The sequence below is a fragment of the Amycolatopsis coloradensis genome (assembly GCF_037997115.1).
In the GTDB taxonomy this organism is placed as follows: Bacteria; Actinomycetota; Actinomycetes; order Mycobacteriales; family Pseudonocardiaceae; genus Amycolatopsis; species Amycolatopsis coloradensis_A.
In genome coordinates this window covers 5,051,941-5,077,526 of record NZ_CP150484.1, presented here as the reverse complement: position 1 = coordinate 5,077,526, position 25,586 = coordinate 5,051,941, and the positions used below count along the sequence as shown (strand labels likewise).

Here is a 25,586-nt window from a genome sequence, read left to right as displayed (position 1 = left end):
AGCCCAATCCGAATTCAGCTGTCCGGCACCACATAGAGCGTCGATGCTTCGCCTCCGTGCATGGCCATCAGGCTGCTCCGGCAGGCGAAGAGCACTTCGCGGTTCGCGACCGTGTCCGGCGGGACACCACAGCCGTCGCAATAGAGTTCGACCGATCCCGGAAAGGTCTCGTCGATCTCGACGTCGACCGTGCGGTCGCAGCGCCTGCACCAGCGGTGCCCGGTGACGACCAGTACGTGCAACGGATCGGAGATGCACTGGTGCACCCAGCAGCGGTGCGCGTAACAGGTCGTGCGCGTGTGTGCGCTCAGCCCGTACTCCTCCGCCACGTCCTCGGCGGCGAGGATCGCGGCCAGCCGCCGGTCGGCGATCTCGCCGTACCGATCCAGACGGCCGCCCACCCGGGGTGTCGTACGCGCCTCCTCCGAGGAGACCAGTCGGAGACGGGCTCGCGAAGGCGGTGAAACACGTAGCACCATATGGGTCTCGACCTTTCGGCATCCACTGGAAGTCCTATCAGGTTGCGCTTGTTCCGGCTGGACGACACCCGTACAACTACCTGTCTTCGTACCTGAGTGCGCGTCGACGTTCGGGTAGGCTTTGAAACCACGAAACTCGCGCTGGGGGTTACGTCAGGGGCTGAATGACCATGACAGATCCTGAAGGCACCGCTCGCCGCCACCTCACTCCGGACCGGGTGGGGAACCGCGATGTCGAGGCGCTGGAAACGCAGACGAAGGCGCTCCGTGCCGTCGACTACCAATTCGGGGGCGGGATGTGCCGCGACGCCGTCGTGGTCCGGATCCATCGCGGCCACCGGATGCTCGCGATGTCGATCTCGGAACCGTTGCGGGCCAGGCTTTTCTCCGCGGTCGCGGATCTGCACAACCTCGCCGGGTGGACCTGTTTCGACAGCGGTCACGTCGGCGCCGCGCAGCACCATCTCGATGTCGCGCTGGAGCTCGCCACCGACGGCGAGAACGCCGAGTTGATCGCGAACATCCATTACCGGCGGGGCCGGATCGATCTGCATTACGGCGTCACGGACGAAGCCCTCGCCCGATTCGAGCTGGGCAGGCTCGCCGCGAAGCGTGCCGGTTCGAAGCTGGCCGCGAGCATCCTGAGCGCGAACCAAGGCTGGGCCTACGCCAAGAAAGGCGACGCGAACCTCGCCGTCGGACTGGTGGATCAAGCAGGTGAGGAATTCGCCGAAAAGGACGAAGCCGAGCCACCCGACTGGGCCAGGTTCTTCACCGAGGTCGACGTTTCCGCGATGGCGGGCTCGGTGCACACCGACCTGGCTTTGCGCAAGGGTGGCCGTCATGTCGGACTGGCCATCGCCGCACTCACCGACGCCGTTCGCGGATACGGTCCGGATATGGCGCGCAGCCGTTCACTGTGCCTGGCCATGCTGGCCACGGGGCATATTCTCGACGGGGACGGCGACCAGGCGCTGTCCGTCGGCATCCAAGCGATCGAAAGCGCCGAAACGGTCAAATCGGTCCGCACGAGAGACCGGCTGCGCCCACTCGAGCGGGAAGCCGCCAAACACCCCGATGACGCCCATTGCCGGACTCTGTCCGAGGTGGTGACCTTGTTCGTCACCGGCCCGGACCAGACCTGAAGAACGTTCGTTTGTACGGCCCTTGTATTCACGCTGCCCATGCTGTCCGGACAAACCGAATCCGCTCAGGAGGCAGGAATTGTTGACCAAGGTAGCCGTGCTCGCGACAGCGACCGCGCTCTCCCTCGGCGTGGCCGCCGCACCGGCCGGCGCCGAAGTGACCGCGTTGCCCACGGCCAGCATGGAAGCGGTGCTCAAGGCCGCGCAGATCGACCCGCGCCGGGCCGACAGCGCGCTGACCCCCGGGGCCAAGGACAGCGTGCTGCTGGTGGAGCAGGCGCTCGCCGCCAAGGGACTGCTCGCCCAGCAGTACGTCGACGGCCATTTCGGGACGTCGACCATCACCGCGTACTCCGGCTACCAGAAGTCGCTGGGCTACACCGGGATCGACGCCTCCGGCCTGCCGGGCAAGACGTCGCTCGAGAAGCTGGGCGAGGGCCGGTACACCGTCACCGCGGTGGTCTCGGCGGGTAGCCGCCTGACCTACCACGGCAAGACGATGAACACGCGGACCAAGGCGATGCTGGTGAAGGCCGAGGGTCTGCTCGGCAGGCAGCTCACCATCACGCAGGGCTCGTACAACCCCGGCGGCGTCGGCGCTTCGGCCGGGACTCACGACGGTGGTGGCGCGCTCGACATCGGCGTCGAGGGCATGTCCTCGACCACGCGGACCGACGTCGCGCGGAAGCTGCGTCAGGTGGGCTTCGCGGCTTGGGTCCGGACCCCGGCCCAGGGTTTCGCCTACCACATCCACGCCATCGCACTGTCCGATCCGGACCTGTCGTCGGGCGCGCAGCACCAGGCCGGTGACTACTACCTCGGCTACAACGGCCTCGCCGGCCGCGGTTCCGACGACGGCCCCGCCGTCACGCCGAAGCTCACTTGGGAGGAGTACCAGCGGTCCTGACCCTGCTGGCCGGAGGCCACCTTCGCCGATGTCGATCGTCGCGAAGGTGGCCTTCGGGCTGTCCGGGAACCCCCGGGTAGGCTTCGGCGTGACGGCAGAACCAGCGGGAAGGGAACATCGCGTGGAGGCTCAACCGGTCGGTCAGTGGCTCGACGAGCTGGCATCGAAGGCCTCGACGCCCGGTGGTGGCGCGGGTGCCGCGATGAACGCCGCGGTCGGTGCCGCCCTGGTCTCCATGGTGTGCAACCTGACCATCGGCAAGCCGAAGTACGCCGAGCACGAGGCCACCATGACCGAGGCGCTCGCGAAGGCCGAGGACCTCCGGACGCGCGCGCTCGGCCTCGCCGCCGAAGATGCCGCCGCGTTCGACGCCGTGGTCGCCGCGTACAAGCTCCCCAAGGCCACCGACGAGGAGAAGCAGGCGCGCACCGCCGCGATCCAGGCCGCGCTGGTCGGCGCCGCCGAGGTTCCGCTGCGCACGGCCGCCCTCGCCGCCGACGTCATCGACGTCGCCGCCTCGATCCTCGAAGGCGCCAACACCAACGTCATCTCCGACATCGCGGTCGCGGCTTCGTCCGCCAAGTCCGCCCTCGAATCGGGCGTGGTCAACGTCGAGGTCAACCTCGCGTCCATGTCGGACGAGCAGCTCCGCAAGGAGACCGAGGCCCGCCTCGCCGAGTACACCCCCGCCGCCGGGCGCGCCGACGCCCTCATCACCCAGGTTCGCGAAAGGCTCGCCCGATGACCCTGATCGACGGGCGCGCGATCGCCGCCGCCATCACCGCCGAGGTCACCGAGACCGCCGCCAAGCTCCGCGAATCGGGCACCGCCCCGACGCTCGCCGTGCTCGTGCCGACCGACGACGACGCCACCGCCTGGTACGTGCGCTCGATCGAGCGTGCCGCGAAGAAGGTCGGCGTCGACTGCCGCGTGGTCCAACTCGAGAAGCCGACCGGCGAGGACGTCACCCGCGAGCTCGACAAGCTCTCCGCGGACCCGTCGGTCCACGGCATCATCTGCCAGACCCCGTTGCCCGAAGGGGTGACGCTCGACGATGTCGGCGCGCACATCGATCCGCGCAAGGACGTCGACGGCGCCAACCCGGTCAGCCTCGGCCGTCTCACCGCGGGCCTCCCGACCTACGCGCCCGCCACCGCCGCCGCGGTGCTGGAGATCCTGAAGCGCGAGCAGGTCGCCCTGTCCGGCGCCCAGGTCGCCGTCGTGGGCCGCTCGACCATCGTCGGCAAGCCCGCCGCGCTGCTGCTGCTCGGCGAGCACGCGACGGTGACCATCTGCCACTCCCGCACCAAGGACCTCGCGGCGGTCACCAAGACTGCGGACGTCCTGGTCGTCGCCGTCGGCCGCGCGCATTTCATCGGCGCGGACCACGTCAAGCCCGGTGCCGTGGTGATCGACGTCGGCACGAACCCGACTCCCGAAGGCGGGCTCGTCGGCGACGTCGACCAAGCCGCGGTCGAGGAGATCGCGGGGTCGATCACGCCGGTCCCCGGTGGCGTCGGCCCGGTCACGACGTCGCTGCTGCTGCGGCACACCGTCACCGCCGCGCAGTCCTGACCCACCGAAAAGGCGGCGATCTTGTGGTGCCCGTCGAGGATCACCGCCGCGTCGGTGGNCGGCGACATCGTCGTCCTCGGACGCCTTCGCCGCCATTTCACGTCCCGATCACCGTCTCCACCACCTTCCGCACCTGCGCGGTCTCCGGCGCGGGAGCGGTGCGGTCCGCGTACAGCAGATGCGCGGCGCCGATGAGCGTGGCGGCCAAAGTCTCGACGTCGGCGTTTTCGGCGATCCGGCCCTGGTCCCGTTCCGCCTTGAGATAGCCGCCGATCATGACAGCGGCCTGGGTCAGCACCGGAACCCCGGCGGGCCATTCGCGACGTAGCCGGGCACGAAGCTCGTCGCGGAAGATCACGAGCGGGACGATCGCGACCGCGACCGACTCGAAGACCGCCGCGAGTGCCGCGGTGAGGTTGTCCACGACCGTCCCGGTGCCGACGGCGTCCCGCAGCCCCTTCTCGTCGAGCTTCTCGATCCGGTCCAGCACGAACTCGGCGAGGAAACCGTCGAAGTCGTCGAAATGCCGGTGCAGCACACCTTTCGCACAGTCCGCCTCCGTGGTCACCGCCCGGCTGGTGAGCCCGCTCGGGCCGTCCCGCAGCAGGACCCGCTCGGCGGCATCGAACAACTGCGCGCGGACAGCCCGCAAAGCTACTCCTGTCGGCATTCGGCTCCCTTGCGTTGACGAGTGGGCAAGTGCCCACTTAAGGTGGGCACATGCCCACTCTACCTTCGCGGCAGGAGCCTCATCGCTATCGACAGGCCGCGGAATCCTTCGGCGTGGACGTCGAACGCTACGACCGGACCCGCCCCGCCTATCCCCCGGAACTCGTCGGCCACCTCATCGCCGCCGCGCCCGGCCGCGAAGTCCTCGATGTGGGCGCAGGCACCGGAATCGAAGCGCGCCAGTTCCAGGCGGCGGGTTGTCACGTCCTTGGCGTCGAGCCGGACTCGCGGATGGCGGAGTTCGCCCGCCGGAGCGGCGTCGACGTCGAGGTCGCGAAGTTCGAGGAATGGGACCCCGCCGGACGTCGGTTCGATCTGCTCGTCTCCGGGCAGGCCTGGCACTGGGTCGACCCGGTGGCGGGCGCCGCCAAGGCCGCCGAAGTGCTACGGCCCGGCGGGCTCTTGGCCGCGTTCTGGCACGTACCCGAACCGCCGGAAAAGGTCGCGAACGCCCTGGCGGACGCTTACCGGCGGCTCGTGCCGGATTCCCCGATCGATCTCGACAGCGTGCCGAAACAACCCTCTGACCCGTACGGGCCACTCATCGTGAAGGTCGCCGACGGCCTGCGCGAAGCGGGCGGGTTCGGCGAGCCGGAACGAAGCCGCCACGACTGGGACCGGGTCTACACCCGCGACGAATGGCTGGACCAGCTCCCGACGTTCGGCTCGCTGACCTGGGTCGAATCCACAGTGCGACAAGAGATCCTCGCTGAAGTCGGCGCGGCGATCGACGGGATGGGCGGACGGTTCACCGTGCGCTACGCCACCGTCGCGATCACCGCGGTCCGGGACTGACCAGCCGTTGACGGGAGCGGCGCCGCTCCCGTCAACGGCGTCCGTCAAGGCGTGACGGGGACGTTGGTCAGCCCGTTCACCGCCCTGGACACGGTGTTGGACGCGTAGACGACGTTCGGCCGTTCCGAGCACTTCGACGTCGACGTGATCTTGATGGCGTACTGGCCGACGCCGCCGAGATCGGACTTGTTGTCCCGCCACACGTTCCCGCACCCGTTCGGGAACGACGGGGTGGTCCCGGGATTGTGCGTCTCGTAGCCGTTCGCGAACGTCCCCGGCGAAGCGAAGGTGCCGGTGTTGCCCTCGATCACGTACCCGGATCCCTTGACGTCGACCCAGGAATCGGCCGAATTCTGCCCGGAAACCCCTTGACCGTCGAAGGTGTTGCCCCGGATGACGCCGTCCACGGTGCCCTCCTTGACATCGATGGCCTCCGCGGCGACGTACGGCCCGATGTGGTTGTCGAGCACCTGGATCCGGTCGCTGCGGTCGACCCCGCCCGAGTTCCCGTGGCACGCCCAGTTCGAGTTCGCCGAGCCCAGGTAGACGCCCTCGCCGTAACCCGCCTGCACGAGACCGGTGTGGCTGATCGTCGAATCACGGATGACACTGTCCGCCGAGGAACGGCGGAAGTGCACGGCCTCCTCGTCGATCCGGTGCACCCGCACTCCTTCGATCACCGTGTGGTGCGAGTTGTCCGCGACGACGCCCTTCTTCGACTCCTGCACGGTGAAGCCCTTGAGGTGCCAATACGGCGCACCGTAGAGCCAGAAGCCGTACCCGGAGTCCCAGCCCGCGGTCGGCGCCGGGCAGGAAGGCGCCTCACCGGACGGGCCGTCGTTGATCAGGACCGCCGTCGACGGTCCCGTCACCGTGATCGGCGCGCCCGCCGTGCCGGGTTTCGTGGCCACGAAGGAACCACGATAGGTTCCGGCGGCCAGCCGGATGGTCCGGCCGGGGCTCGCGGCGGCCAGCGCGGCCCGCAGCTCCGCCGCCGTGCTCACGTCGACCACGTCTCCCGCGGGAACACTGGTGGTCGTCGTCGGCGGTTTGCTCGTGGTCGTGATGGTGGGCGGGGTCGTGGTGGTGCTCGGCACCCCTCCCCCGCACGGGCTGCCGTTGATCGTGCAGCCGGTCGGCAGGCCGAGCCCCGAGGTGTTGAAGCCGAACGACGCGGTGCCGCCGGGTTTGATCGTGCCGTTGAAGCCGGCGTTGGTGACCTTGTAGTGCTGGCCGGTCCTGGTGAGCACCGAGCTCCACGACGTCGTGATCGAGGTGCCCTCGGGGAGATCGAACTCGATCGTCCACTGTGCACTGTTCGCGTCCCCCGCGTTGGTCAGCGTGTACTTACCGCCGTACCCGCTGTCCCACGACGAGCTCTGGGCGAAGGTCGCGGTCAGGCTGGGCGCGGCGGCCTCGGCGGTGACGACGGCGCCGAACAAGCCCGCCACCGACGCCGTGGCCGCGATCACGGCGTGCAGTCGTTTCCTCGTCATTCCGTGCCTCCGCATTTCGTTCCGGCGATCGAGCACGCGACCGGGAGTCCCTGACCGGCGGCGTTGAAACCGAACGTCGCCGTGCCGCCGGGTTTGACGCTCCCGTTGTGGGTCGCGTTCCCGAACCGGTAGTGCTGTCCGGTCCTCGTCAGCACCGAACTCCACGATCCGGTGATGATCGTCCCGGCGGGCAGGTCGAACTCGACCGCCCATGAACCGACGGCGGCCGAACAGGTGTTGGTGACGGTGAAGCCGGCACCGTAGCCGCTGTCCCACACCGACTTACGGGTGAACGTCGCGTTCAGGCACGCACTCGGGGTCTGGGGCGTCGTGGTGGTCGGTGTCGTCGTGGTGGGGCTCTGGCTCGCCGGCGAGGACGGCGGGGTCCCGTCGACGGACTTCAGGAAGAGCGACGAAGCGGCGTCGGTCTTGGTGGCGTCGACCCCGTGCCCTCCGGTGTAGTCCCGCTGCTCGTTCTTCGCCCAGTCGGCGATCGGTGTGCCGCCGATGTCGAGGTGTTTGTACGCGGTGCCGTCCCAGCCGAAGGAGTAGACGCGGCGCCGGTCGGCGTAGAAGTCGTTATACGGCCCGTTGTCCGCGACCTGCTTGGTCATGGCGTTGTTGAAGAACACGTTGCGGTAGCCGGAAGCGCCCGACCACTTGACCGCCTTCTTGCCCGCGCCCCACCAGATCGGGAACCAGTTCGAGTCGTCGGGACCGCCGCCACCCTCCTCGCCGCAGTTGGCCCGGCAGTTCCCGGAGCGGTGCGCGTACGAGACCTTGACCGTGTTGAGTTCGAACAGGTTGTTGCGTTCCCAGCCGCCGTGCAGGTTGAGGTCGGAGTCGAACGAGTTGCCGATCACCACGTTGCCCGCGGCGGACCACTGGAAGGTGAAATGCCGCAGCAGGGTCGAAGTGTTGCCGGCGTAGAGCGAATCCCAGACGCGGGAGCCGCGGAAGTAGCCGTTGCCGCCCTTGCCCTTGTTCCACGAACCGTTGAGTTCGTTGTCGACGATCTGGAGGTTCTTGGCCTCCTCGGTGACGATCGGATGCGATCCGGTCATCTCCGCGCGGACGCCGCGGACCCAGGAGTTCGCCGCCCATTTGAAGACGATCCCGTGCATCTCCGCGGCGGGCGCCATGTTCCCGTAGTTGTTGTTCGCCTCCGCGGGGTTCAGCCCCGGCATGTCCTGGGTGAAGCCGAGGTTCTCGAATCCGACACCGAGCACCGGGTCGACCAGCGGCGCCGCCTTCGAGTCGTAGGTGGCGCCGTCGATCGGGGCCGAACCATCCGAGGTGGAGTTCACCGGGACGTCGTACTCGAGCGGTTTGTCCAGGGTGATCGTGCGCGCGGACGTGTCGAGCGCCGCGATCGTGAAGATCTGCTGGCGCATGTGCATGTTCAGCAACGGGAACGTGGTCGGCGTCGCCTGCTGCTGCTCGTAGAACTTCAGCGAGTTGGCCGCCCTGATGTTGACCAGGTTCCCGGCGGCGAGCGCGGTCAGCGCGCCGCTGCTCGCCAGGTGGGCGACCTTGTCCCCCGTCCGCGCGGCGAACGCGGTGTCGCCCGGCTTGCCCCGCAGCTTCACCCCGGCCTTCCAGTGGACGTTGATCGTGCCTTCGAAGATGTCCTTGCGATTCGCGGGCGCGGCGGCGTAATCGCTCGCGTAGGACGTGTGCACTCCCCTGGACTGGACGCGGAACAGCCCGCGGCCCGGCCACAACCAGCCGCCCTTGCCCGCGCCGGAGGTCATCCCGTCCTCGTCCCAGTCGGAACCGTCCGGGGTGAGGGTGTCGTAGAGGGTGTTCGCGTCGGGTTTGTAGACGAACTTCGTGGCGTCCTTGCCCGCGCCGCGCAGGATCAGGTAGTCGGCGTCGACGTGGATCTCGTGCGTGACGTCGAACCGGCCCGCCGGAAAGGTGATCGTGCTCAGCTTCGTGTAGCTCCCGGACGGCGAGCACGCGCTCTTGATCCCGTCGATCGCCGCCTGGATACCGTTCGTGTCGTCGGCGCCGTCGTCGGGCTTGACGTTGTACTGGCTCGCCAGCTCGGCCGCGGTGACCTGGCAGGTGGCGTTCGGATTCACTTCGCCCGAGCCGGGTAGCGCGGCACCACCGCGATACCCGGCTTTGGACCAGTCGTAGAGGCCGGCGACCGGCGCGCGGCGATTGGCCGCGCCGAGGTCGAGGCCGGTCAGCGCGCCTGGTCCCGGTGCCGCGTCCGCCGCTGTGGGCGGTACCTGCAGGAGTACGGCGGTGGCGACCACGGCGGCGACCGCCGGTAGGACGGCACGACGAAGAGGACTTTTTCGGGACACCCGAAACCTCCGTGACGGACTGACGGAAGGTGTTGCGGCGTGTACACCCGGACCCCGTCTTTATAGTTCACGTCCCTGGCGTCCGTCAACGGATGTGAATCATGTCCACGTATGTGAACAATCGGATAGCACCGAAGGAACGCCTCGGTTCCCTCGTTCGTCACCTTGCCGTTGTCGATGAGGGCGACCATCGGCACGCCACACAGACATGGTCGCTTTGATGTAGCTGTTTTAGCTTATACTGAAATGACTACAACAAGGAGGTTGAGCGGAGTGGCCGACCGGGACGCGTTGATGGAATGGGTGGAGCGGGTCGCCATGTACCTGGCCCGGGACGGTGTGCCGCCGATCGCCGGACGGGTGCTGGGCTGGTTGATGGTGTGCGATCCGCCGGAGCAGTCCGCCGGGCAGATCAGCGAGGCCATCGGCGCGAGCCGCGCGTCGCTGACGTCGAACTTGCGACTGCTGTCCGGCATCGGATTCCTCTCCTGGCGGACCCGGCCGGGCGAGCGGACTGTCTACTACCGGATGGCCGACGACGCGTGGTCGATCGTGGTCCGCAGGCAGATCGCCGGTGTCGCATCGTTCCTCGACATCACCCGCGAGGGCCTGGACCTGGTCGGCTCGCGCGGCGACCGGGCTGCGCGCATCCGCCAGGCGCATGTCACCTTCGAGTGGATGGCCAAGGTGTTCGAGGACGCGCCGCCTCTTCTTCCCGACGCCCCTGATGACGAGGAGACAGCGTGACCGGACAAGCGATCGTGGTAGGCGGCGGCATCGGCGGGCTGGCCGCCGCACTGGCCCTGCACCGGATCGGGTGGCGGGCCACCGTGCTGGAACGCACATCCGAGCCGGGCGAGATCGGCGCGGGCATGTCCCAATCTCCCAACGCCCTGCGCGCGCTGGCCGAACTCGGCGTCGAGACACAGGCCCGGATCGTCGGGGTGCCCACACACGCCACCGGCAACCTCCGGCTGCCCAGCGGACGGTACTTGCAGCGTGCCCGGCCCGGCGATCCGGCCGCACTGCTCGCCTTCCATCGTGCCGACCTGCACCGGGTACTGCTGGAGGCACTCCCGACCGGTTGGGTGCGCACGGACGCGGAGGTCACCGCGGTGCGGCAAGGAAGGGGCGCGGGCGATGACAAGGGCGGCGGCGGGGTGACAGTCGAGTGCGGCGGCGGTACCGAACTGAGCGCTGACCTGCTCATCGCCGCCGACGGTATCCACAGCGTCGTGCGACGGCAGCTGTGGCCGGACACGCTGCCTCGCTTCCTGGGCCGCACCGCGTGGCTGGGCATCGCCGAGATTCCCGATCTGCCCGGCAGCATGACGCTCGGCCCAGGCGGCTACTTCCTTATCCACCCGATCACTCGTGGCCGTGCGTACTGGGCCTACGTGACCACCGCCGAGGAACCGAGCATCCGCTACGACCAGGAAAGGACCGAGGTGGCCGGCAGGGTCCAGGACTGGCACGAGCCGATCCCCCAACTGGTCGAGGCCACCCCCGTCGAGGCGGTCATCCACATCGACATCCGCGACCTGGAGCCGTTGCCGACCTACATCCACGGCCGGGTGGCGCTGCTGGGCGACGCCGCGCACGCGATGAGCCCCGATCGCGGCCAAGGCGCCGGGCAATCCATTGAGGACGCTGTCGTGCTCGCCGCCGCCCTCGCCGGCGAGCCCTCTATCGAGGCCGCGCTGCGCCGTTACGACGCCGAACGCCTCCCCCGGACCCAGGCCACCGCACGAGGCGCGGCCACAGACGGGCGACGCACCACCTCCCGCGCCGCCCGCTTGGCCTTGACGACCATGATCCGGTCGATGCCCGCATCCTTGTGGCGCAAGGGCATCGCGGTCGACAGCAACCCGATCTGGCGGTGGCGGCCACCACACCTGCCGTCACCGACCTGTCCCCATTGACCCGACCCGTTGGCGCTCGGTCGCGGCAGCAAAGCCGTGCGCGCTATTCCGTGGCCCGGCATCGCGCCATCGGGTAGGCGGGTCAGCCCTCACCCGAACGGAACCGGTCGAGCACGCGGCGCTCCCGCTTCGTCGGACGCCCCGCACCCCGCTCTCGCCGCGCGACCGGGATGGCAGCCTCGGGCGGCGGCGCCGGCGTCCGGTCGATGAAGCAGGTGGCGGCGTCGGCGGCACCGACCCGTTTCTGGATCACGCGCGTCACTTCCAGGATCCGCGTCGTGTCGTGCACCCGCGCACGCACTTCGTCACCCGCCACGACCGTGGTCGCGGGTTTGGCCGGTTTGCCGTTCACGCGGACATGGCCGCCACGGCATGCAGCCGCGGCGTCCGGGCGCGTCTTGGTCAGCCGGACGGCCCACAGCCAGCGATCAACTCGAGTGGACTCCACAGCAGTACATAGTGGCCTATCGGCCATCTTTATTGCCACCCGGCATAGCCGCAGGTATAACTTGTTCTAAATCCCTCAACGGTGAGGAAGATCGCGTGAGCGACGAAACCATGCGGAGAAGCGCTTCCGGACAGTTATCCCGCCGCCTCTTTATTGCTGGAACTGGTTCTATCTTGGGGGCGGCTGCCCTCGGCGGGACCGCTTCCGCGAAAAGTTCGATCGCCGACGCCGCCCGAATCCCGGCACTCGTCATCGGTTCCGGATACGGCGGCTGTGTCGCCGCGCTCCGGCTCGCCGAGGCCGGCGTCGACGTCCATCTCGTCGAGCTCGGCATGGCCTGGGACACCCCGGGCACGGACGGCAAGATCTTCGCCAACACCACCAAACCCGACTACCGCTCCTTCTGGCTGAGGACGAGGACAAAGCAGCCGTTGAGCAACTTCCTCGGCTTCCCGCTGGACAAGGACGTCCCGCGTCACACCGGCATCCTCGACGCCGAGGACTTCAGCGGCATCACCGTTTACCAGGGCCGCGGCGTCGGTGGCGGCTCGCTCGTGAACGGCGGCATGGCCGTCACGCCGAAACGGGAGAACTTCGGCGCCGTCCTGCCCACGGTCAACGCCGACGAGATGTACGGCGTCTACTACCCGCGCGCCAACGCGGGTCTCGGCGTCGCCACCATCGACCCGAACTGGTTCGAGACCGCCGAGTGCTACCAGTACGCGCGAGTCGGCCGGAAACACGCGCAGCGGTCCGGTTTCCCGTTCCTGTTCGTCCCTGACGTGTACGACTGGGACTACATGAAGAAGGAACAGGCGGGCACGGTTCCGAGGTCGGCGCTGGCCGGAGAGATCCTCTACGGCAACAACGCCGGAAAGAAGTCGTTGCAGCAGACCTATCTCCCGCGGATCAAGGCGACGGGGCGGGTGACGATCTCGGCGCTGCACCGCGTCACCTCGGTGACGCCCGCGTCCGGCGGCGGGTACACCGTGGTGATGGAGCAGCTCGACACCGGCGGCACCGTGACGGCGACGAAGTCCGTCACCGCGGACAAGGTGTTCTTCGCCGCCGGCAGCGTCGGCACGAGCAAACTGCTGGTCAAGCTCAGGGCCACCGGTGCGCTGCCCAACCTCAGCAACGAGGTCGGAAAAGGCTGGGGCGACAACGGGAACGTCATGTGCGGACGGGCCAACCACATGTGGGACGCCACCGGGGCGTTGCAGTCGTCCATCCCCACCGCGGGTATCGACAACTGGGCGGCGGGTGGCGCGTTCGCCGAGGTCGCCCCCCTGCCGACCGGCATCGAGACCTACGCTTCGTTCTACCTGTCGATCACCAAGAACCCCCACCGCGCGACGTTCTCCTGGAACCCGAGCGCGAACAGGGTCGACCTCGACTGGCAGACCGCGTGGAAGCAGCCGTCGATCGAGATGGCGAAGACGATCTTCGACAAGATCAATTCCAAAGAGGGCACGATCTACCGGACCGACCTCTTCGGCACGTACAAGATCTGGGGCGACCACCTCACGTACCACCCGCTCGGCGGCGCGGTACTCGGCAAGGCGACCGACAATTACGGCAGGCTCCACGGATATCCGGGGCTTTACGTGATCGACGGCGCGCTGATTCCGGGGAACACCTCGGTGAACCCGTTCGTCACCATCACCGCGCTGGCGGAAAGGAACATCGAAAAGATCGTCGCCACCGATCTGTGACGACGATCTACAATAGGCCGGGGGCGGCACCCCCGGCCTATTCTTTAACCAAGCACTGTCATATCTTCGGCAGAACGCAGACGGTGTCGATCCCCAAAACGTGGTTCAGCCGTCCGAAGGCGAGCCAGGAACCGATGCTCATGCTCAACTCGACGATTTCCTTCTGGCTGTAATGCTCGGACATCCGCTTCCAGAATTCGTCGTCGATGCCGTGGTGGTCGAGCGCGTAGCGTTCGGCGTACTCGGCGGCCAGCCGGGTCCGCTCGTCGAACGCGTCGGTGGTCCGCCACTCGGTCACCGCGTCGGCGAACTCCTCCTCGACCTTCACCCCGTCACGCTCGGTCCGCCAGTCCAGGCAGAAGACGCAACCGTTGATCTGCGCGATCCGCAACCGGGCCGCCTCGAACTCGCGGAGCCCCAGTGTGGTGTGCGAGTACACCGCGAGCGAGAGTTGCGACGCCGCGACACCGATCCCGGGCACCATCTCGCCCCACACGTAGCCGATCGGGTCCTTGCCCTCGGGAATGTCGATGTTCATCGCGCGCTCCTTCCGAGCTTGCCGGTCGCCGGTCGCAGAGGGACGTCGAGTGCGTCGTAGAGGCCCGGTTTCGCGTCCACGAGCCAGTCGATGGCGCCGACCAGCCTGCCGACCGCGGTCGCGTTACCGCCGGCGGACCGGTTCTCGCCCTCGTCGGTGGCCTCGACCGAGACTTCGATCCGGGGACGGCCCTCGATGATCACCTTGTGCGCCCCGTCGCCGCTGGGCGGCATCGGCCAGTCCGGCGCGCACGACGAGTGGATCCGCGTGACGTGCTCGATGACGATCCGGGGCTCGCCGTCCACGATTCCCTGCACTTCGAAGCGGACCGCGCCCTGCGTGCCGGCTTCGAACTCGCCCATCGCCCGCGTGGTCACGGTCTTCTCCAGCGGACGGCGGTCGAGCGTCTCCCGGATCTCGTCCAGGTCGACCCCGAGACCACGGGCGATCAGCCGCACCTGCCCGCCCCACACCATCGTGGGCACCGACGGGGCGAGCATCGGCGGCTCGTAGTCCATCGGCTGCCCCATCCCGACCAGGTAGCGGACGGAGTCCGGCTGGTCGTAGGTGGAGTAGTCGAAGATCTCCTGGCAGCGGACCACGTCGACGGTGGTGCCGAGCCCGCTGATCAGCAACGGCAGGATGTCGTTGCCCCATCCCGGATCCACTCCGGAGACGAACAGCGACCCGCCGCCCTCCGCGATCGCCGCGAGCACCGGCTCGCGCAGTTCTTCGGGCGCGTTGCGCTGGTCGTACAACGCGTAGAGCGCGGGCGTCACCACCACCGCCCCGGCCCGGATCGCGCGAACGATGTCGGCCAGCGCGTCGGCGGGCCGGATGTCGCCGGACGCCGCGTACACCACCGCTCGCGGACCCGCCGCCAGAATCGCTTCGACGTCATCGGTCGCCGCCACACCCAGTTCGCCGTCGATTCCCGCGAGCGCGGCCGCGTCGCGGCCGACCTTCGCGGGATCGTGCACGAGCACACCGGTGAGTTCCAGCGCCGGATGCGCGTCGACGGCCCGGATGGAGGCGCGGCCGATGTTGCCTGTACCCCAGACAACAGTGGGAATCATGAAGTCGAGATTAACCGAATCCCAGTACCGAAACAATCACGAAAACCGCAGGCCAGAGTGCATTACTCGGGTTCATTCCAGCGGGCAACGAAAGCGTTCCGGTACGCGGAACGGACACCGTTTTCCGAGGTGACGGACAATCGGGTTGAAGGGCGACGGCGGGCGTGTGTAGTGTGCGTTCCCGTGACGAGCCCCGAGTCGGACAGAACCCCGCCGCCGGTCATCCGGCGGCGAGTCGTCGTGTCCGGCCGTTAGGCGCCGGCCCTCTCGCTTCCCGGTGACCGGAGCGCTGTTCCGTGCGTCCGGCCGGGTTTCCTCCTGCCCCGCGCACGGCTTCCTCCTGCTCACTTTTCTTTGGGAGTCGTCCGTTGCCCCTGTTCGTCTATGTCCTCGGCCTTGCCGTCTTCGCGCAAGGCACCTCCGAATTCATGGCTTCCGGCCTCGTGCCGGGGATCGCCGGTGAACTGTCCGTCCCGGTGGGCGCGGCCGCCGCGCTGACGTCGGCCTACGCCGTCGGAATGATCGTCGGCGCACCCGCCATGGCCGTGCTCAGCGCGCACTGGCCTCGCCGCCGGGCCTTGGCCGGGTTCCTGGCCGCCTTCGTCGTGGTGCACGTCATCGGCGCCGTGACGACGAGTTTCCCGCTGCTGTTCGGCACCCGGATCGTCGCGGCGATCGTCAACGCCGGATTCCTCGCCGTGGCCATGCCCGTGGCGGTCGCCCTGGCACCTCAGGGAAAGCAGGCGCGGGCGACGGCGGTCCTGTTGGCGGGTATCACGCTGTCGTGTGTCGCCGGAGTGCCGGCGGGCGCCGTACTGGGCGACCTCGCGGGCTGGCGGTCGGCGTTCTGGGCCGTCGCCGCGTTGTGCCTTCCCGCATTGGTGCTGGTGTTCCGTTCCGCACCCGCCGGTGCGGCGGATTTGCACGAAGTCTCGATCAGGCACGAAGCCCGTGAACTGAAAGCAACTCCCGTGCGGCAGGCGATGCTCCTCGGCGCGTTGGTGAACGGCGCCACCTTCGCGACCTTCGCCTTCCTCGCGGTCATCGCGACGGATGTCGCCCACCTCCCCGCCGGAACGGTTTCCGGGCTGCTGGCGGCTTTCGGCGTCGGCGCGTTCCTCGGTGTCACAGTGGCGGGCCGCACGGGAGACGGCGAACTGCGGCGCGGCCTGGCGCTCGGGTTGTGTGCCCTGCCGGCGGGCTGGGCCCTGCTGGCGATGGTCGGGACGCAGCCGATCGCCCTGTTCGTCGTGACGGCCGTCCAAGGTGGACTGTCGTTCGGCTGCGGTTCCGCACTGGTGGCCCGGGTCATGCACGTGGCCCCGGGAGCTCCGACGCTGAGTGGCTCGTTCGCGACCGTCGCGCTGAACGCGGGCGCGTTCCTTGGCCCGGTGCTCGCCGGTTTCGTCACGGAGTCGACCGGCGACTACCGCTACGCCATCTGGATCAGCGCGGCGATCACCCTCCTCGCGCTCCCGCTCGTCGTGCCGCCCGCCCGCGTGCGTCATCGATGAACGCGGGGGCTGGGTACCATCGGCCGCACCATGGAGATGATCACTGTGCCCGCGGGCGAGGTGACGCTGTCGGACCGCCGGACACAGCGGAACTGGACCGTCGATGTCGCGTCCTTCCAACTCGCCGCGGTTCCGGTCACCCGCGAGCCCGGCCGGCTCCCCCTTGTCGACGTCTCGTGGCAGGACGCCCTCGGTTTCTGCAACACCCTGTCCGAACGCGAAGGCCTGACTCCCGCCTACCAGCTGGATTCCCTGGCCTGGGACCGGACCGCGAACGGCTATCGGCTGCCCTCCGAAGCCGAATGGGAGCACGCCTGCCGCGCAGGCACGACCGGCCCGCGTTACGGGCCGCTCGACGAGATCGCCTGGTACCGCGAGAACTCGGCGGAGACCGTGCACGAAGTCGGCGGCAAGGCGCCCAACGCGTGGGGCCTGCACGACATGCTCGGCAACGTCTGGGAATGGTGCTGGGACGTGTACGACGCCGAGGTGTACGGCGAATACCGGGTCCTCAAGGGCGGCGGCTGGTTCGACGAGCACTGGAGCTGCCGGGCTTCGGTACGGCGCCGCAGCCACCCGGCCTTCCGCGTCGACGACGTCGGCTTCCGCCTCGCCCGGTCACTGTGACCCCGCCTCCACGACGTGATGATCACGCGATTGAATGACGGCACGGACACCCGGCCAGGGTGTCGGACACTGGAGGAAATCGTGACCGGAACCGCTCCCCGAGACGTCGAACGCGTCTACTCCACCGCCGACGTCGTCGCGAAACTGCGCCGGCTCGCCGACGCGCTCGAGTCCGAGACCTCTTTCCGCATCCAGATCGCCGGGGAACGGTTCCGTGTCCCCGCTCGCGCGCAGTTCTCGATCGAGCACGAGCGCGGTGACGGCGAGGAAGAGGTCGAGTTCCAGCTGAAGTGGAAGATCGAGGAGACCGACTCCGACGACGACTCCGAGGGCACCGTCGTCTGATCTTCTGTCCATAAAGGACTGGGCGGGCTCGTGTTTCGAGGGCGGGCCCGGTGTTCGTGTCGCGAAAGCCACTTCCGGGACGTCAGACGTCTCGAAAGTGGCTTTCGCAACGCGCCACCACGCTTACCTCTGAACCGGGAAGCTCAGACGATTCCGCCGTTGGCGCGAAGGACCTGGCCGTTGACCCAGCGGGCCGGGCCGGCGAGGAACGAGACGACCTCCGCGATGTCGGACGGGGTGCCGAGGCGTTCGAGCGGGGGCTGCGCCGCCATGCTCGCGATGGTCGCCTCGTCCTTGCCGTCGAGGAACAGCGCCGTGGCGGTCGGGCCGGGGGCGACCGCGTTCACGGTGATGTCGCGGCCGCGTAATTCGCGGGCGAGGACCAGGGTGATCGCCTCGACCGCACCCTTCGAGGCGGCATAGGCGGCGTATCCCGGGAGCGCGAGGCCGAGTACCGACGTGGAGAAGTTGATGATCGCGCCACCGTCGCGGACTCGGCGGGCGGCCTGCTGGTCGACCACGAAGGTGCCGCGAATGTTGGTGCGGTGCAATCGGTCCAGCCGGTCGAGGTCCAGTTCTGCCACCGGCGCCAGGTACATGGCACCGGCGGCGTGGACCACGACGTCGACTCCGCCGAAGGTCTTCTCCGCGGTGTCGAACACGGCCGCGACGGCCTGCTCGTCGGCGACGTCGGCCTGTGCCGCGATCGCCTGACCTCCGCCGTCGGTGATCGCGTCGACCGCGGCCTGCGCCTCGTCCTTGTTGCCGCCGTATACGACGACGACCGCGAACCCGTCGGACGCCAGCCGCTCGGCCGACTGCCTGCCAATGCCCCGCGAACCGCCGGTGACGATCGCTACGCGTGCCATGCAAGTGCTCCCATCGGGGTTCCATTGCTAACGAGATCACGGTATCAGCGATATCGAACCATCGCTACCGCGTGGGTGTTATCGTCGATACATGACGTTGACCACGAAGGACCGGTTGATCCGCGCGGCGGCGGAACTCTTGGAGGAGGGCGGACGCGAGGCGTTGTCGACGCGCGCGGTCAGCGCCGCCGCCGGAGTGCAGGCGCCGACGCTCTACCGGACCTTCGGCGACAAGGACGGTCTTCTCGATGCCGTCGCCACGTACGGCTTCAAGAGCTACTTGGAGGGAAAGCACGCTCTCGGAGAGACCGGCGACCCGGTGCGCGACCTCCGGCGAGGCTGGGACCTGCACGTCGAGTTCGGCCTGCACCAGCCCGCCTTCTACATGCTCATGTACGGCGAGCCCCGCGTTCGCGAAGCACGCAAGGAGGCCGACGCGATACTCCGCCGGATCATCGAACGCATCGCCGAGGCGGGCAGGCTGCGCGTCCCGGTCGAGCAAGCCGCGCAGCTGGTGCACGCGACCGGAATGGGGGTGATCCTGTCGTTCCTCGCGAGCCCGCCGGAGCAACGCGATCCGGACCTGATCACCGCCGCTCGCGAACACGTGATCGCGGCGATCACCACCGACAGCGCGGACAAGGCTTCGGACATCCCCAGCCGCGCCATCGCGCTCAAAGCCGCACTGGAGAAGGAACCCGGCAATGTCCTGACCTCCGCCGAGCAGGCGATGCTCGCCGAATGGCTCGACCGCCTCGCGCGCTGAATCACCGGCCGACGGCCTTCGCCGCCGCGACCGCCTGCCCGGCGTAGGATCGTCCGAAAAGGACGGTGTGGACCAGTAGCGGGAACAACTGGTGCGCGCCGATCCGGTCGGCCCAGCCGTCGGCGAGCGGGGCGACCTCCTGGTAGGCGGCGAGCACCCGGTCGAGCAGCGGGCAGCCGAACAACTGCAGCATCGCCAGATCGGTTTCACGATGGCCGCCGTGGGCGGCCGGGTCGATGAGCGAGGCCTCGACGGCCCCCCACAGCACGTTGCCGTTCCACAGGTCACCATGCAGGCGCGCCGGAGGTTCGGACACCTCGGGGAGCCGCGCGCAAGCCTGCTCGATGGCAGCGGCTTCGTCACCGTTCAGGATGCCCTCGTCGACCGCGCGACGAACGTAGGGCAGGACCCGGTGCTCGGCGTACCACGTCGGCCAGTCCTCGCCCGGCGTGTTCTCCATCGGGGCCAGGCCGATCCACGCGTCGGCGGGCCCGTCCGGCGGCGCCGCGCCGAACGCCGGCGCACCGGCCGCGTGCAACTCCGCGAGCCCCCGCCCCAGCCGCTCCGCCGCGTGATGCGTCGGCCGTCCGCCGCCGACCAGTTCCGTGACCAGCCATTCGCCGTCGTGGCCACGAACCTCGGGCACCCGCACCGCACCGGGCTCCCCCAGCCACCGCAGGCCCGCGGCCTCGGCCGGTGTCGCGTTCCGGGCGTGGCCCCGTTTGACGACCACCGTGTCGCCGCTGTCGAGTACCACTTCGGTCACCCCGCTCGACAGGCTCCTCTGCCCGGCGACGGCGCGTCCGGTGATCTTCGTGGCAGCCTCGGCAGGCGTCGAAACCTGGGTCATGCCCGCAACCTACCTCCGCCGATCGGGTGAACGCTCGTTGTACGGAGGGGAATCCGCGTGCGTGCGCTTTCGAGAGACGAACGGCCTTACCTGGGTGGAACGAACAGCCCCGCCGGTTTCTCGACCTCGGTCGGGCTGTGTCCGGTCAACGCCCGGAACTCACGGATGAGATGCGCCTGATCGCTGTAGCCGCCCGAATGCGCGACCTCCGCCCAGGAAAGCGACGACGTCCGGTCCAGCAGGGCCAGCACGCGATTGAGCCGGGAGATCCGTCCGACCGTGCGAGGATTCAGCCCGATCTGCTCGCGGAACCGGACGTTGAGGTGCTGCCTGCTCCAGCCGATCTCGGCCGCGAGGACGTCGACGCGGACCGGACCCGCGCAAAACCGGTCCCACGCGTATCGGACAGGTGCGGCCAGTTCGGGGCCGCGAGCGAGCCTCGCCGCGAGGTACTCGTCCAGCAGCCGGAATCTCTCCGGCCAGTCCGCCGCCTCGGCCAGCCGTTCGGTCAACGATCCGGACGGCAGCAGGTCCGACGCCGCGACGACCGAGTTCGCCAGCTCCCGCAACGGGATCCTGAACAACGCGTACGAACCGAGCGGGGTCAGGGTGACGATGATCCCGCGCGAAGCGCCGGCCTGGTCGACTCGCAACGGCCGGTCCCGCAGGCCCAGCACCGGCGACGCGGGAACATCCGGTCCCCTGGCAGGCGCGTCGATGTCGATCACCCAGGTGAGCACGGACAACGGGGTGACCTGCCAGGAGTTCGCGCCCGCGTCGGGAAGATCGTGCGCGACGTAGCTCGCCACATGGGCGGCGAGGCCAGGGTGCGGCCACCGGAGAATCCGCTCGCCGGGCGCGCGGACGATGTCCCGCCGCGGCACCACGAGACCCCACCCGCCCATGCCGTCATCTTACTTTCGTTCAAGCCCCGGAAGACGGCTTTTCCTAGCGTTCCGCTCATGGACAAAATCGGAGGCTTCAGAAATCCGGCGGCCGAAAAACGCTATTTCGCCGCCTACGACCGTGCCATGGCCGAATGCCCGGAACCGGGTGCGGTCTTCGACGTCGAGACCCGCCACGGCACCACGCGGGTCTACCGCTACGGCGACGGCGGCAGTCCGATCGCCCTGCTACCGGGACTTCTGGCGACCTCGGCCTGTTTCGCGGCGCTGATCCCGGCCTTGGCCGAGCGGCACCCCGTCTACGCGATCGACACTCTCGGCGAAGCGGGCCGCAGCGTGCAAAAGGCGCCGTTCAAAGACATCCGCGACCGTGCGAACGCTCTCGACGACGTTTTCGAGAACCTGGAACTGACCGACGTCCGTCTCGTCGGCGGTTCGACCGGCGGCTGGCACGCGGTGAACCAGGCGATCCACGCACCCGGCAGGCTCGCGTCCATCGCGTTGCTCGACGCGACCACCGTCTCCGCGCCGTTCGCCCGGAATGTGTTCCGGTACAGCTTGGCCGCCGCCGTACTCGACAGCGACCGGCTGTGGCGCCGCTTCGTGACGTGGTCCGCCGGCGAGGACGTCCTCGACCAGCCCGCCGCCCGGCTCGTACTCGCCGGGATCCGGTGTTATCGCGCCCGCGTGCCGTTCCAGGTCTGCCCGGACGAGCAGGCCTTGCGGTCCATCGAAGTACCCACGCTCGCCCTGTTCGGCGGGCGCAGCGTCGTGCACGATTCCGCCGCTGCCGCCGCACGACTGGAAAACCTGCTCCCCCATGCCGACGTCGAAATCCTGCCGGACGCCGGCCACTACCTCTATCTCCGCCCGCAGGACCGCGTCCTGATCATCGAGCGGGTCCTCGACAAGGTCGCTTAGGCGGCCCGCGCGCCGGAGCCCCGGCGCGCGGCGACCAGACTGGCCCGGCACGCGGCGATCAGCCGGGCGGAGGCGGCGCTTTCGCCGTGGCCGCACCGAGGACAGAACATGGTGACGTCGCCGGACAATTCGTCGATGGAGACCGTTAACGCGGTCGCGCACGAACGGCACCAGCGATGCCGGGTGATCGGGTTGACGTGCAGCGGCGAAGCCACGCATTGGTGGATCCAGCGGCCGTGCAAGTGGCAGGTCAGGCGGTCGTCCGGGGACAGGCGGCCGACGTCTTCCGCGTCGTCCTCCATCGCCAGCAGAACCGGCAGGGTGCGGCTCACCGGGTTCAGCCGCGTGGTCGAGGCCAGCGTCGTGGTGTTCATCGCTTTCTCCTTCCGGCTCTTATCAGGACGTCGAACAGGGAGCGCCAGATACGACACGGCCGGACAGCTTTTCGCCGAAACCTCCCTCAGTAGGGTGAATTGATCTTGGTCGAATCCGAACCGTTACCCCATTCGGGTTAATCGCGCGTATCTTTCGGATCATGACGTCCGCACTCGTTTCACTGTCCACATCAGACAGTCGCGGACCCGGCTACCTGCTGTTTCCGCCCGCCGGCGGTACCAGCCGGGCATTCGACGCGCTCGCGGGCGCGGTCGATGCGGACATCCGAGCCGTCGAATATCCCGGGCACGGGGAACGGCTCGCGGAATCACCGGCGTCCTCGCTCGAAGAACTCGGCGCACACCTGGCCGCCGCGACACCGAAACCCTGGTTTTCCCGCTCCGTGACGATCGGATTCGGGATGGGTGCCTTCGTCGCCTTGGAAACCGCTCAGCGGCTCGGCGTCGCCCCCGGTGCGCTGGTCGTCGTGGACGCGTGCGCCCCGCAGCGACGCTCACCGGACAAGAACGCCAAGGCGGGCGCGTCGGCGATGGGGCGGGTGTTCGGCCGCACCGGGCTAACTCCCGTCGCGGGTTACCGCGACTCACCCGAACGCTGGGAGTACGCCCTGGACCTGCTACTCGGCGACCTCCAGCTGCTGAACGCCTACCGCGGGCCTGCCAGGACCCAGCTCTCGTGCCCGATCGCGGCGATCCGCGGCACCGACGACCCCGCGTCCGCCTCGGGCGACGACGCCACGGGCGCCTGGCGGGTGTGGACGTCCGGTCCGTTCGTGGGCCGCGTCGTCCCCGGCGGCTACCTGGGCGTTCTCGAGTCAGGCAGAGAGGTCGAGTTCTGGGCCCGGATCCGCAGGCTGGAAGCGGCCTTCGTGGCCGTCGAACCGGAAGTCGCCTAGTACGTGACTTACACCGGTGACGTCGTCCGACGGTCGCCGCATCCGGAGCCGTCCGCTTAATTTCGTCCCGTACCAGGCGTTTCGCGGGAGGAATCAGGATGCTCAGCAGGAGAAGGTTCGCGCAGGCCGTCGTCGCCGCGACAGCGGGTGCCACCGTCGTGGGCTGCTCGGCCCAACTCGCGGCGGCACCGGCGGCGGCGCCCGCCACGACCGGCGGGAACACCTCGCTCGGTCCGATCAAGCAGATCGACGCCGGGGAACTGAGCATCGGTTATGCCGAAGCCGGCCCCGCCGGCGGTCCGGTGGTGGTCCTCCTGCACGGCTGGCCCTACGACATCCACAGCTACGTCGACGTCACCCCGCGTCTGGTCGCGGCCGGGTACCGGGTGATCGTGCCGTTCCTGCGGGGCTACGGACCGACCCGGTTCCTGTCGAAGGACACGTTCCGCAACGGCCAGCAGTCCGCGATCGCCGCCGACATCGTCGCGTTGCTGGACGCGCTCAAGATCGAGAAGGCCGTCTTCGGCGGCTTCGACTGGGGTGCCCGCACTGCCGTGATCATCGCCGCGCTGTGGCCCGAACGGTGCAAAGCGCTCGTCTCGGTGAGCGGCTACCTGGTGACCAACCGGGAGACGAACAAGCAGCCGCTCTCCCCCGCGGCCGAGCTCGGCTGGTGGTACCAGTACTACTTCGCCACCGAGCGCGGCATCCTCGGCTACACGAAGAACCGCCACGACTTCAATAAGCTGATCTGGAAGATCGCGTCGCCGAAGTGGACCTTCGACGACGCGACCTATGACCGTTCCGCGGCCTGCTTCGACAACCCGGACCACGTCGCGATCGTGATCCACAACTACCGGTGGCGGCTGAGCCTCGCCGAGGGCGACCCGAAACTCGACGCGCTCGAACAGAAGCTCGCGCAGGGACCGGCGGTTTCGGTGCCCACCATCACGATCGGCACCGACTTCGACGGCCCGAACACCGACGGCAAGGCGTACCGGTCGAAGTTCTCCGGCAAGTACGAGCACCGCGTCCTCAACGGGATCGGCCACAACGTGCCGCAGGAGGCGCCGGAGGCGTTCGCCAAGGCCGTCCTCGACGTCGACCGGTTCTAGCGGGCCCCGGTGAGGTGTTCGAGGGCCAACTGGGACAGGCGGATGAAGCCGTAACCGCGTTCCGCCGCCTTGCCCGGGTCGAAGTCCTCGAACGCCGACCGGTCTGCCAGCAGATCCGCCGCCGTCTCGCCTTCGTTCAGGGTCGGCGTCGCCAGCTCGGGGACCAGGGCGGCGTCCAGCGCGGCCCGCACCTCGGGATCTGCCCGGAACGCGCGGGAACGCTCGGCGAACAGCAGATAGCTGGCCATGTTGGCTTCGGCGCTTGCCCACACGCCGTCCATGTTCTCCGTGCGCAGCGGCTTGTAGTCGAAGTGGCGCGGCCCGTCGTAGCCGCCGTGCTCCAGCAGGTCGACCAGGAAGAACGACGACAGCACGTCGCCGTGGCCGAACACGAGGTCCTGGTCGAACCGCGGGCCGCGCTGGCCGTTGAGGTCGATGTGGAACAGCTTGCCCTGCCACAGGGCCTGCCCAATGCCGTGGACGATGTTGAGCCCGGCCATCTGCTCGTGCCCGACCTCGGGGTTCACGCCGACGATCTCGTGGTTGTCCAGCGTGGAGATGAACGCGAGCGCGTGCCCGATGGTCGGCAGCAGGATGTCGCCGCGTGGTTCGTTCGGCTTCGGCTCGAGCGCGAGCCGGAGGCCGTAGCCCTGGTCCAGGACGTACTGGGCGAGGAAATCGATGCCCTCACGGTAACGGTCCATCGCGGCGCGGACGTCCTTCGCGGCGTCGGTCTCGCTGCCTTCCCTGCCGCCCCAGAGCACGAAAGTCGACGCGCCGAGTTCGGCGGCGAGGTCGAGATTCCGGAGTACCTTGCGCAGCGCGTAGCGGCGGACATCGCGATCGTTGCTGGTCAGGCCGCCGTCCTTGAAAACGGGATGGCTGAACAGGTTCGTGGTGACCATCGGGACGACGAGACCGGTCTCGGCGAGCGCGCCCTGGAAGCGCTTGAGGTGCCGCGCGCGTTCCGCGTCGGCCGAGCCGAACGGGACGAGGTCGTCGTCGTGGAAGGTGATCCCCCAGGCACCGAGATCCGAGAGGCGGTGCACGGCTTCGACCGGGTCGAGCGGAGGACGGCTCGCCGGGCCGAACATGTCGTTCGCCTGCCAGCCCACGGTCCACAGCCCGAAGCTGAACTTGTCCTCACGCGTCGGTGCCTGAGCCATCTCGCCTCCCAATTAGTTTGATGCCTGAACTTATCGACATGGTTCCGGCGGGTCAAGGCTTTCGTTCAGGCATC

General features: G+C 68.6%; 27 protein-coding genes. 15 read left to right on the top strand and 12 right to left on the bottom strand.

The window, feature by feature from the left end; genetic code table 11:
• Positions 1 to 14 precede the first annotated feature (14 nt).
• Positions 15 to 401, bottom strand: a complete 387-nt coding sequence (locus LCL61_RS23765) for a hypothetical protein (RefSeq protein WP_340681749.1) — start codon at positions 399 to 401, stop codon at positions 15 to 17.
• Positions 402 to 649: 248 nt separating this feature from the next.
• On the opposite strand from LCL61_RS23765, the gene LCL61_RS23760 reads away from it, so the two are divergent.
• From LCL61_RS23760 to LCL61_RS23745, 4 genes are all read left to right on the top strand, one after another.
• Complete coding sequence (locus tag LCL61_RS23760; protein WP_340681748.1) at positions 650 to 1,624, top strand: hypothetical protein; 975 nt, start codon at positions 650 to 652, stop codon at positions 1,622 to 1,624.
• Between the two features lie 79 nt (positions 1,625 to 1,703).
• Positions 1,704 to 2,531, top strand: coding sequence for a peptidoglycan-binding protein (locus tag LCL61_RS23755; RefSeq protein WP_340681747.1), 828 nt, complete (start codon positions 1,704 to 1,706; stop codon positions 2,529 to 2,531).
• A gap of 121 nt (positions 2,532 to 2,652) precedes the next feature.
• On the top strand, positions 2,653 to 3,276 hold the full coding sequence (locus tag LCL61_RS23750) for a cyclodeaminase/cyclohydrolase family protein (RefSeq protein WP_340681746.1): 624 nt from the start codon (positions 2,653 to 2,655) through the stop codon (positions 3,274 to 3,276).
• Entirely contained in the window at positions 3,273 to 4,106 is an 834-nt protein-coding gene (locus LCL61_RS23745) for a bifunctional 5,10-methylenetetrahydrofolate dehydrogenase/5,10-methenyltetrahydrofolate cyclohydrolase (protein WP_340681745.1), read from the top strand. Before LCL61_RS23750 ends, LCL61_RS23745 begins: the two co-directional genes overlap by 4 nt.
• A gap of 97 nt (positions 4,107 to 4,203) precedes the next feature.
• Here LCL61_RS23745 and LCL61_RS23740 read toward each other — a convergent pair whose 3' ends face one another.
• A complete protein-coding gene (locus LCL61_RS23740) occupies positions 4,204 to 4,776 on the bottom strand; it encodes a TetR/AcrR family transcriptional regulator (RefSeq protein ID WP_340681744.1) in 573 nt (190 codons plus the stop codon).
• Between the two features lie 113 nt (positions 4,777 to 4,889).
• On the opposite strand from LCL61_RS23740, the gene LCL61_RS23735 reads away from it, so the two are divergent.
• Positions 4,890 to 5,630 (top strand): class I SAM-dependent methyltransferase, encoded by a 741-nt coding sequence (locus LCL61_RS23735; protein WP_340688660.1) that lies wholly within the window; start codon positions 4,890 to 4,892, stop codon positions 5,628 to 5,630.
• Positions 5,631 to 5,674: 44 nt separating this feature from the next.
• Here LCL61_RS23735 and LCL61_RS23730 read toward each other — a convergent pair whose 3' ends face one another.
• Both LCL61_RS23730 and LCL61_RS23725 read right to left on the bottom strand, forming a co-directional pair.
• Positions 5,675 to 7,126 carry a cellulose binding domain-containing protein gene (locus LCL61_RS23730; protein WP_340681743.1) on the bottom strand — a complete coding sequence of 484 codons (1,452 nt, stop codon included), beginning with the start codon at positions 7,124 to 7,126 and terminating at the stop codon, positions 5,675 to 5,677.
• Positions 7,123 to 9,444, bottom strand: a complete 2,322-nt coding sequence (locus tag LCL61_RS23725) for a cellulose binding domain-containing protein (protein WP_340681742.1) — start codon at positions 9,442 to 9,444, stop codon at positions 7,123 to 7,125. Before LCL61_RS23725 ends, LCL61_RS23730 begins: the two co-directional genes overlap by 4 nt.
• Positions 9,445 to 9,717: 273 nt before the next feature.
• On the opposite strand from LCL61_RS23725, the gene LCL61_RS23720 reads away from it, so the two are divergent.
• Both LCL61_RS23720 and LCL61_RS23715 read left to right on the top strand, forming a co-directional pair.
• The gene (locus LCL61_RS23720; RefSeq protein WP_340681741.1) at positions 9,718 to 10,191 is read left to right on the top strand and encodes a transcriptional regulator; all 474 of its coding nucleotides are present in this window, start codon (positions 9,718 to 9,720) and stop codon (positions 10,189 to 10,191) included.
• Entirely contained in the window at positions 10,188 to 11,366 is a 1,179-nt protein-coding gene (locus LCL61_RS23715) for an FAD-dependent monooxygenase (protein ID WP_340681740.1), read from the top strand. The genes LCL61_RS23720 and LCL61_RS23715 overlap by 4 nt, the downstream gene beginning before the upstream one ends.
• A gap of 82 nt (positions 11,367 to 11,448) precedes the next feature.
• Here the strand turns inward: LCL61_RS23715 and LCL61_RS23710 are convergent, their stop codons facing one another.
• Positions 11,449 to 11,814: an RNA-binding S4 domain-containing protein gene (locus tag LCL61_RS23710; RefSeq protein WP_340681739.1), complete on the bottom strand. Its 366-nt coding sequence runs from the start codon at positions 11,812 to 11,814 to the stop codon at positions 11,449 to 11,451.
• Between the two features lie 173 nt (positions 11,815 to 11,987).
• On the opposite strand from LCL61_RS23710, the gene LCL61_RS23705 reads away from it, so the two are divergent.
• The gene (locus LCL61_RS23705) at positions 11,988 to 13,529 is read left to right on the top strand and encodes a GMC oxidoreductase (protein ID WP_340681738.1); all 1,542 of its coding nucleotides are present in this window, start codon (positions 11,988 to 11,990) and stop codon (positions 13,527 to 13,529) included.
• Positions 13,530 to 13,587: 58 nt separating this feature from the next.
• Here the strand turns inward: LCL61_RS23705 and LCL61_RS23700 are convergent, their stop codons facing one another.
• Positions 13,588 to 14,067 carry a carboxymuconolactone decarboxylase family protein gene (locus LCL61_RS23700; RefSeq protein WP_340681737.1) on the bottom strand — a complete coding sequence of 160 codons (480 nt, stop codon included), beginning with the start codon at positions 14,065 to 14,067 and terminating at the stop codon, positions 13,588 to 13,590.
• On the bottom strand, positions 14,064 to 15,143 hold the full coding sequence (locus LCL61_RS23695; protein ID WP_340681736.1) for a dihydrodipicolinate reductase: 1,080 nt from the start codon (positions 15,141 to 15,143) through the stop codon (positions 14,064 to 14,066). Before LCL61_RS23695 ends, LCL61_RS23700 begins: the two co-directional genes overlap by 4 nt.
• Positions 15,144 to 15,511: 368 nt before the next feature.
• Here LCL61_RS23695 and LCL61_RS23690 point away from each other — a divergent pair, with 368 nt between their 5' ends.
• The 3 genes from LCL61_RS23690 (at position 15,512) to LCL61_RS23680 (ending at position 17,629) form a co-directional block, all read left to right on the top strand.
• A complete protein-coding gene (locus tag LCL61_RS23690) occupies positions 15,512 to 16,657 on the top strand; it encodes a Cmx/CmrA family chloramphenicol efflux MFS transporter (protein ID WP_340681735.1) in 1,146 nt (381 codons plus the stop codon).
• Positions 16,658 to 16,687: 30 nt separating this feature from the next.
• A complete protein-coding gene (locus LCL61_RS23685; protein ID WP_340681734.1) occupies positions 16,688 to 17,284 on the top strand; it encodes a formylglycine-generating enzyme family protein in 597 nt (198 codons plus the stop codon).
• An 81-nt stretch (positions 17,285 to 17,365) separates the two neighbouring features.
• A complete protein-coding gene (locus LCL61_RS23680) occupies positions 17,366 to 17,629 on the top strand; it encodes an amphi-Trp domain-containing protein (protein WP_125677397.1) in 264 nt (87 codons plus the stop codon).
• A 143-nt stretch (positions 17,630 to 17,772) separates the two neighbouring features.
• On the opposite strand, the gene LCL61_RS23675 is transcribed toward LCL61_RS23680, so the two are convergent.
• A complete protein-coding gene (locus LCL61_RS23675) occupies positions 17,773 to 18,498 on the bottom strand; it encodes an SDR family oxidoreductase (RefSeq protein ID WP_340681733.1) in 726 nt (241 codons plus the stop codon).
• A gap of 91 nt (positions 18,499 to 18,589) precedes the next feature.
• Between LCL61_RS23675 and LCL61_RS23670 the strand changes: the two genes are divergently transcribed.
• Positions 18,590 to 19,264 (top strand): TetR/AcrR family transcriptional regulator, encoded by a 675-nt coding sequence (locus LCL61_RS23670; RefSeq protein ID WP_340681732.1) that lies wholly within the window; start codon positions 18,590 to 18,592, stop codon positions 19,262 to 19,264.
• A 1-nt stretch (position 19,265) separates the two neighbouring features.
• On the opposite strand, the gene LCL61_RS23665 is transcribed toward LCL61_RS23670, so the two are convergent.
• Both LCL61_RS23665 and LCL61_RS23660 read right to left on the bottom strand, forming a co-directional pair.
• On the bottom strand, positions 19,266 to 20,114 hold the full coding sequence (locus tag LCL61_RS23665) for a fructosamine kinase family protein (protein WP_340681731.1): 849 nt from the start codon (positions 20,112 to 20,114) through the stop codon (positions 19,266 to 19,268).
• 86 nt (positions 20,115 to 20,200) lie between these two features.
• On the bottom strand, positions 20,201 to 21,019 hold the full coding sequence (locus tag LCL61_RS23660) for a helix-turn-helix domain-containing protein (RefSeq protein WP_340681730.1): 819 nt from the start codon (positions 21,017 to 21,019) through the stop codon (positions 20,201 to 20,203).
• A gap of 57 nt (positions 21,020 to 21,076) precedes the next feature.
• Here LCL61_RS23660 and LCL61_RS23655 point away from each other — a divergent pair, with 57 nt between their 5' ends.
• Entirely contained in the window at positions 21,077 to 21,940 is an 864-nt protein-coding gene (locus tag LCL61_RS23655) for an alpha/beta hydrolase (protein WP_340681729.1), read from the top strand.
• Here the strand turns inward: LCL61_RS23655 and LCL61_RS23650 are convergent.
• Entirely contained in the window at positions 21,937 to 22,314 is a 378-nt protein-coding gene (locus LCL61_RS23650) for a hypothetical protein (protein WP_340681728.1), read from the bottom strand. The two genes, LCL61_RS23655 and LCL61_RS23650, sit on opposite strands and share 4 nt — an antisense overlap.
• Before the next feature lie 161 nt (positions 22,315 to 22,475).
• On the opposite strand from LCL61_RS23650, the gene LCL61_RS23645 reads away from it, so the two are divergent.
• The gene (locus LCL61_RS23645; RefSeq protein WP_340681727.1) at positions 22,476 to 23,231 is read left to right on the top strand and encodes a thioesterase II family protein; all 756 of its coding nucleotides are present in this window, start codon (positions 22,476 to 22,478) and stop codon (positions 23,229 to 23,231) included.
• 98 nt (positions 23,232 to 23,329) lie between these two features.
• Positions 23,330 to 24,346: an alpha/beta hydrolase gene (locus tag LCL61_RS23640; protein ID WP_340681726.1), complete on the top strand. Its 1,017-nt coding sequence runs from the start codon at positions 23,330 to 23,332 to the stop codon at positions 24,344 to 24,346.
• Here LCL61_RS23640 and xylA read toward each other — a convergent pair.
• Positions 24,343 to 25,512, bottom strand: coding sequence for a xylose isomerase (gene xylA / locus LCL61_RS23635; protein WP_340681725.1), 1,170 nt, complete (start codon positions 25,510 to 25,512; stop codon positions 24,343 to 24,345). The genes LCL61_RS23640 and xylA overlap by 4 nt on opposite strands.
• Positions 25,513 to 25,586 lie beyond the last annotated feature (74 nt).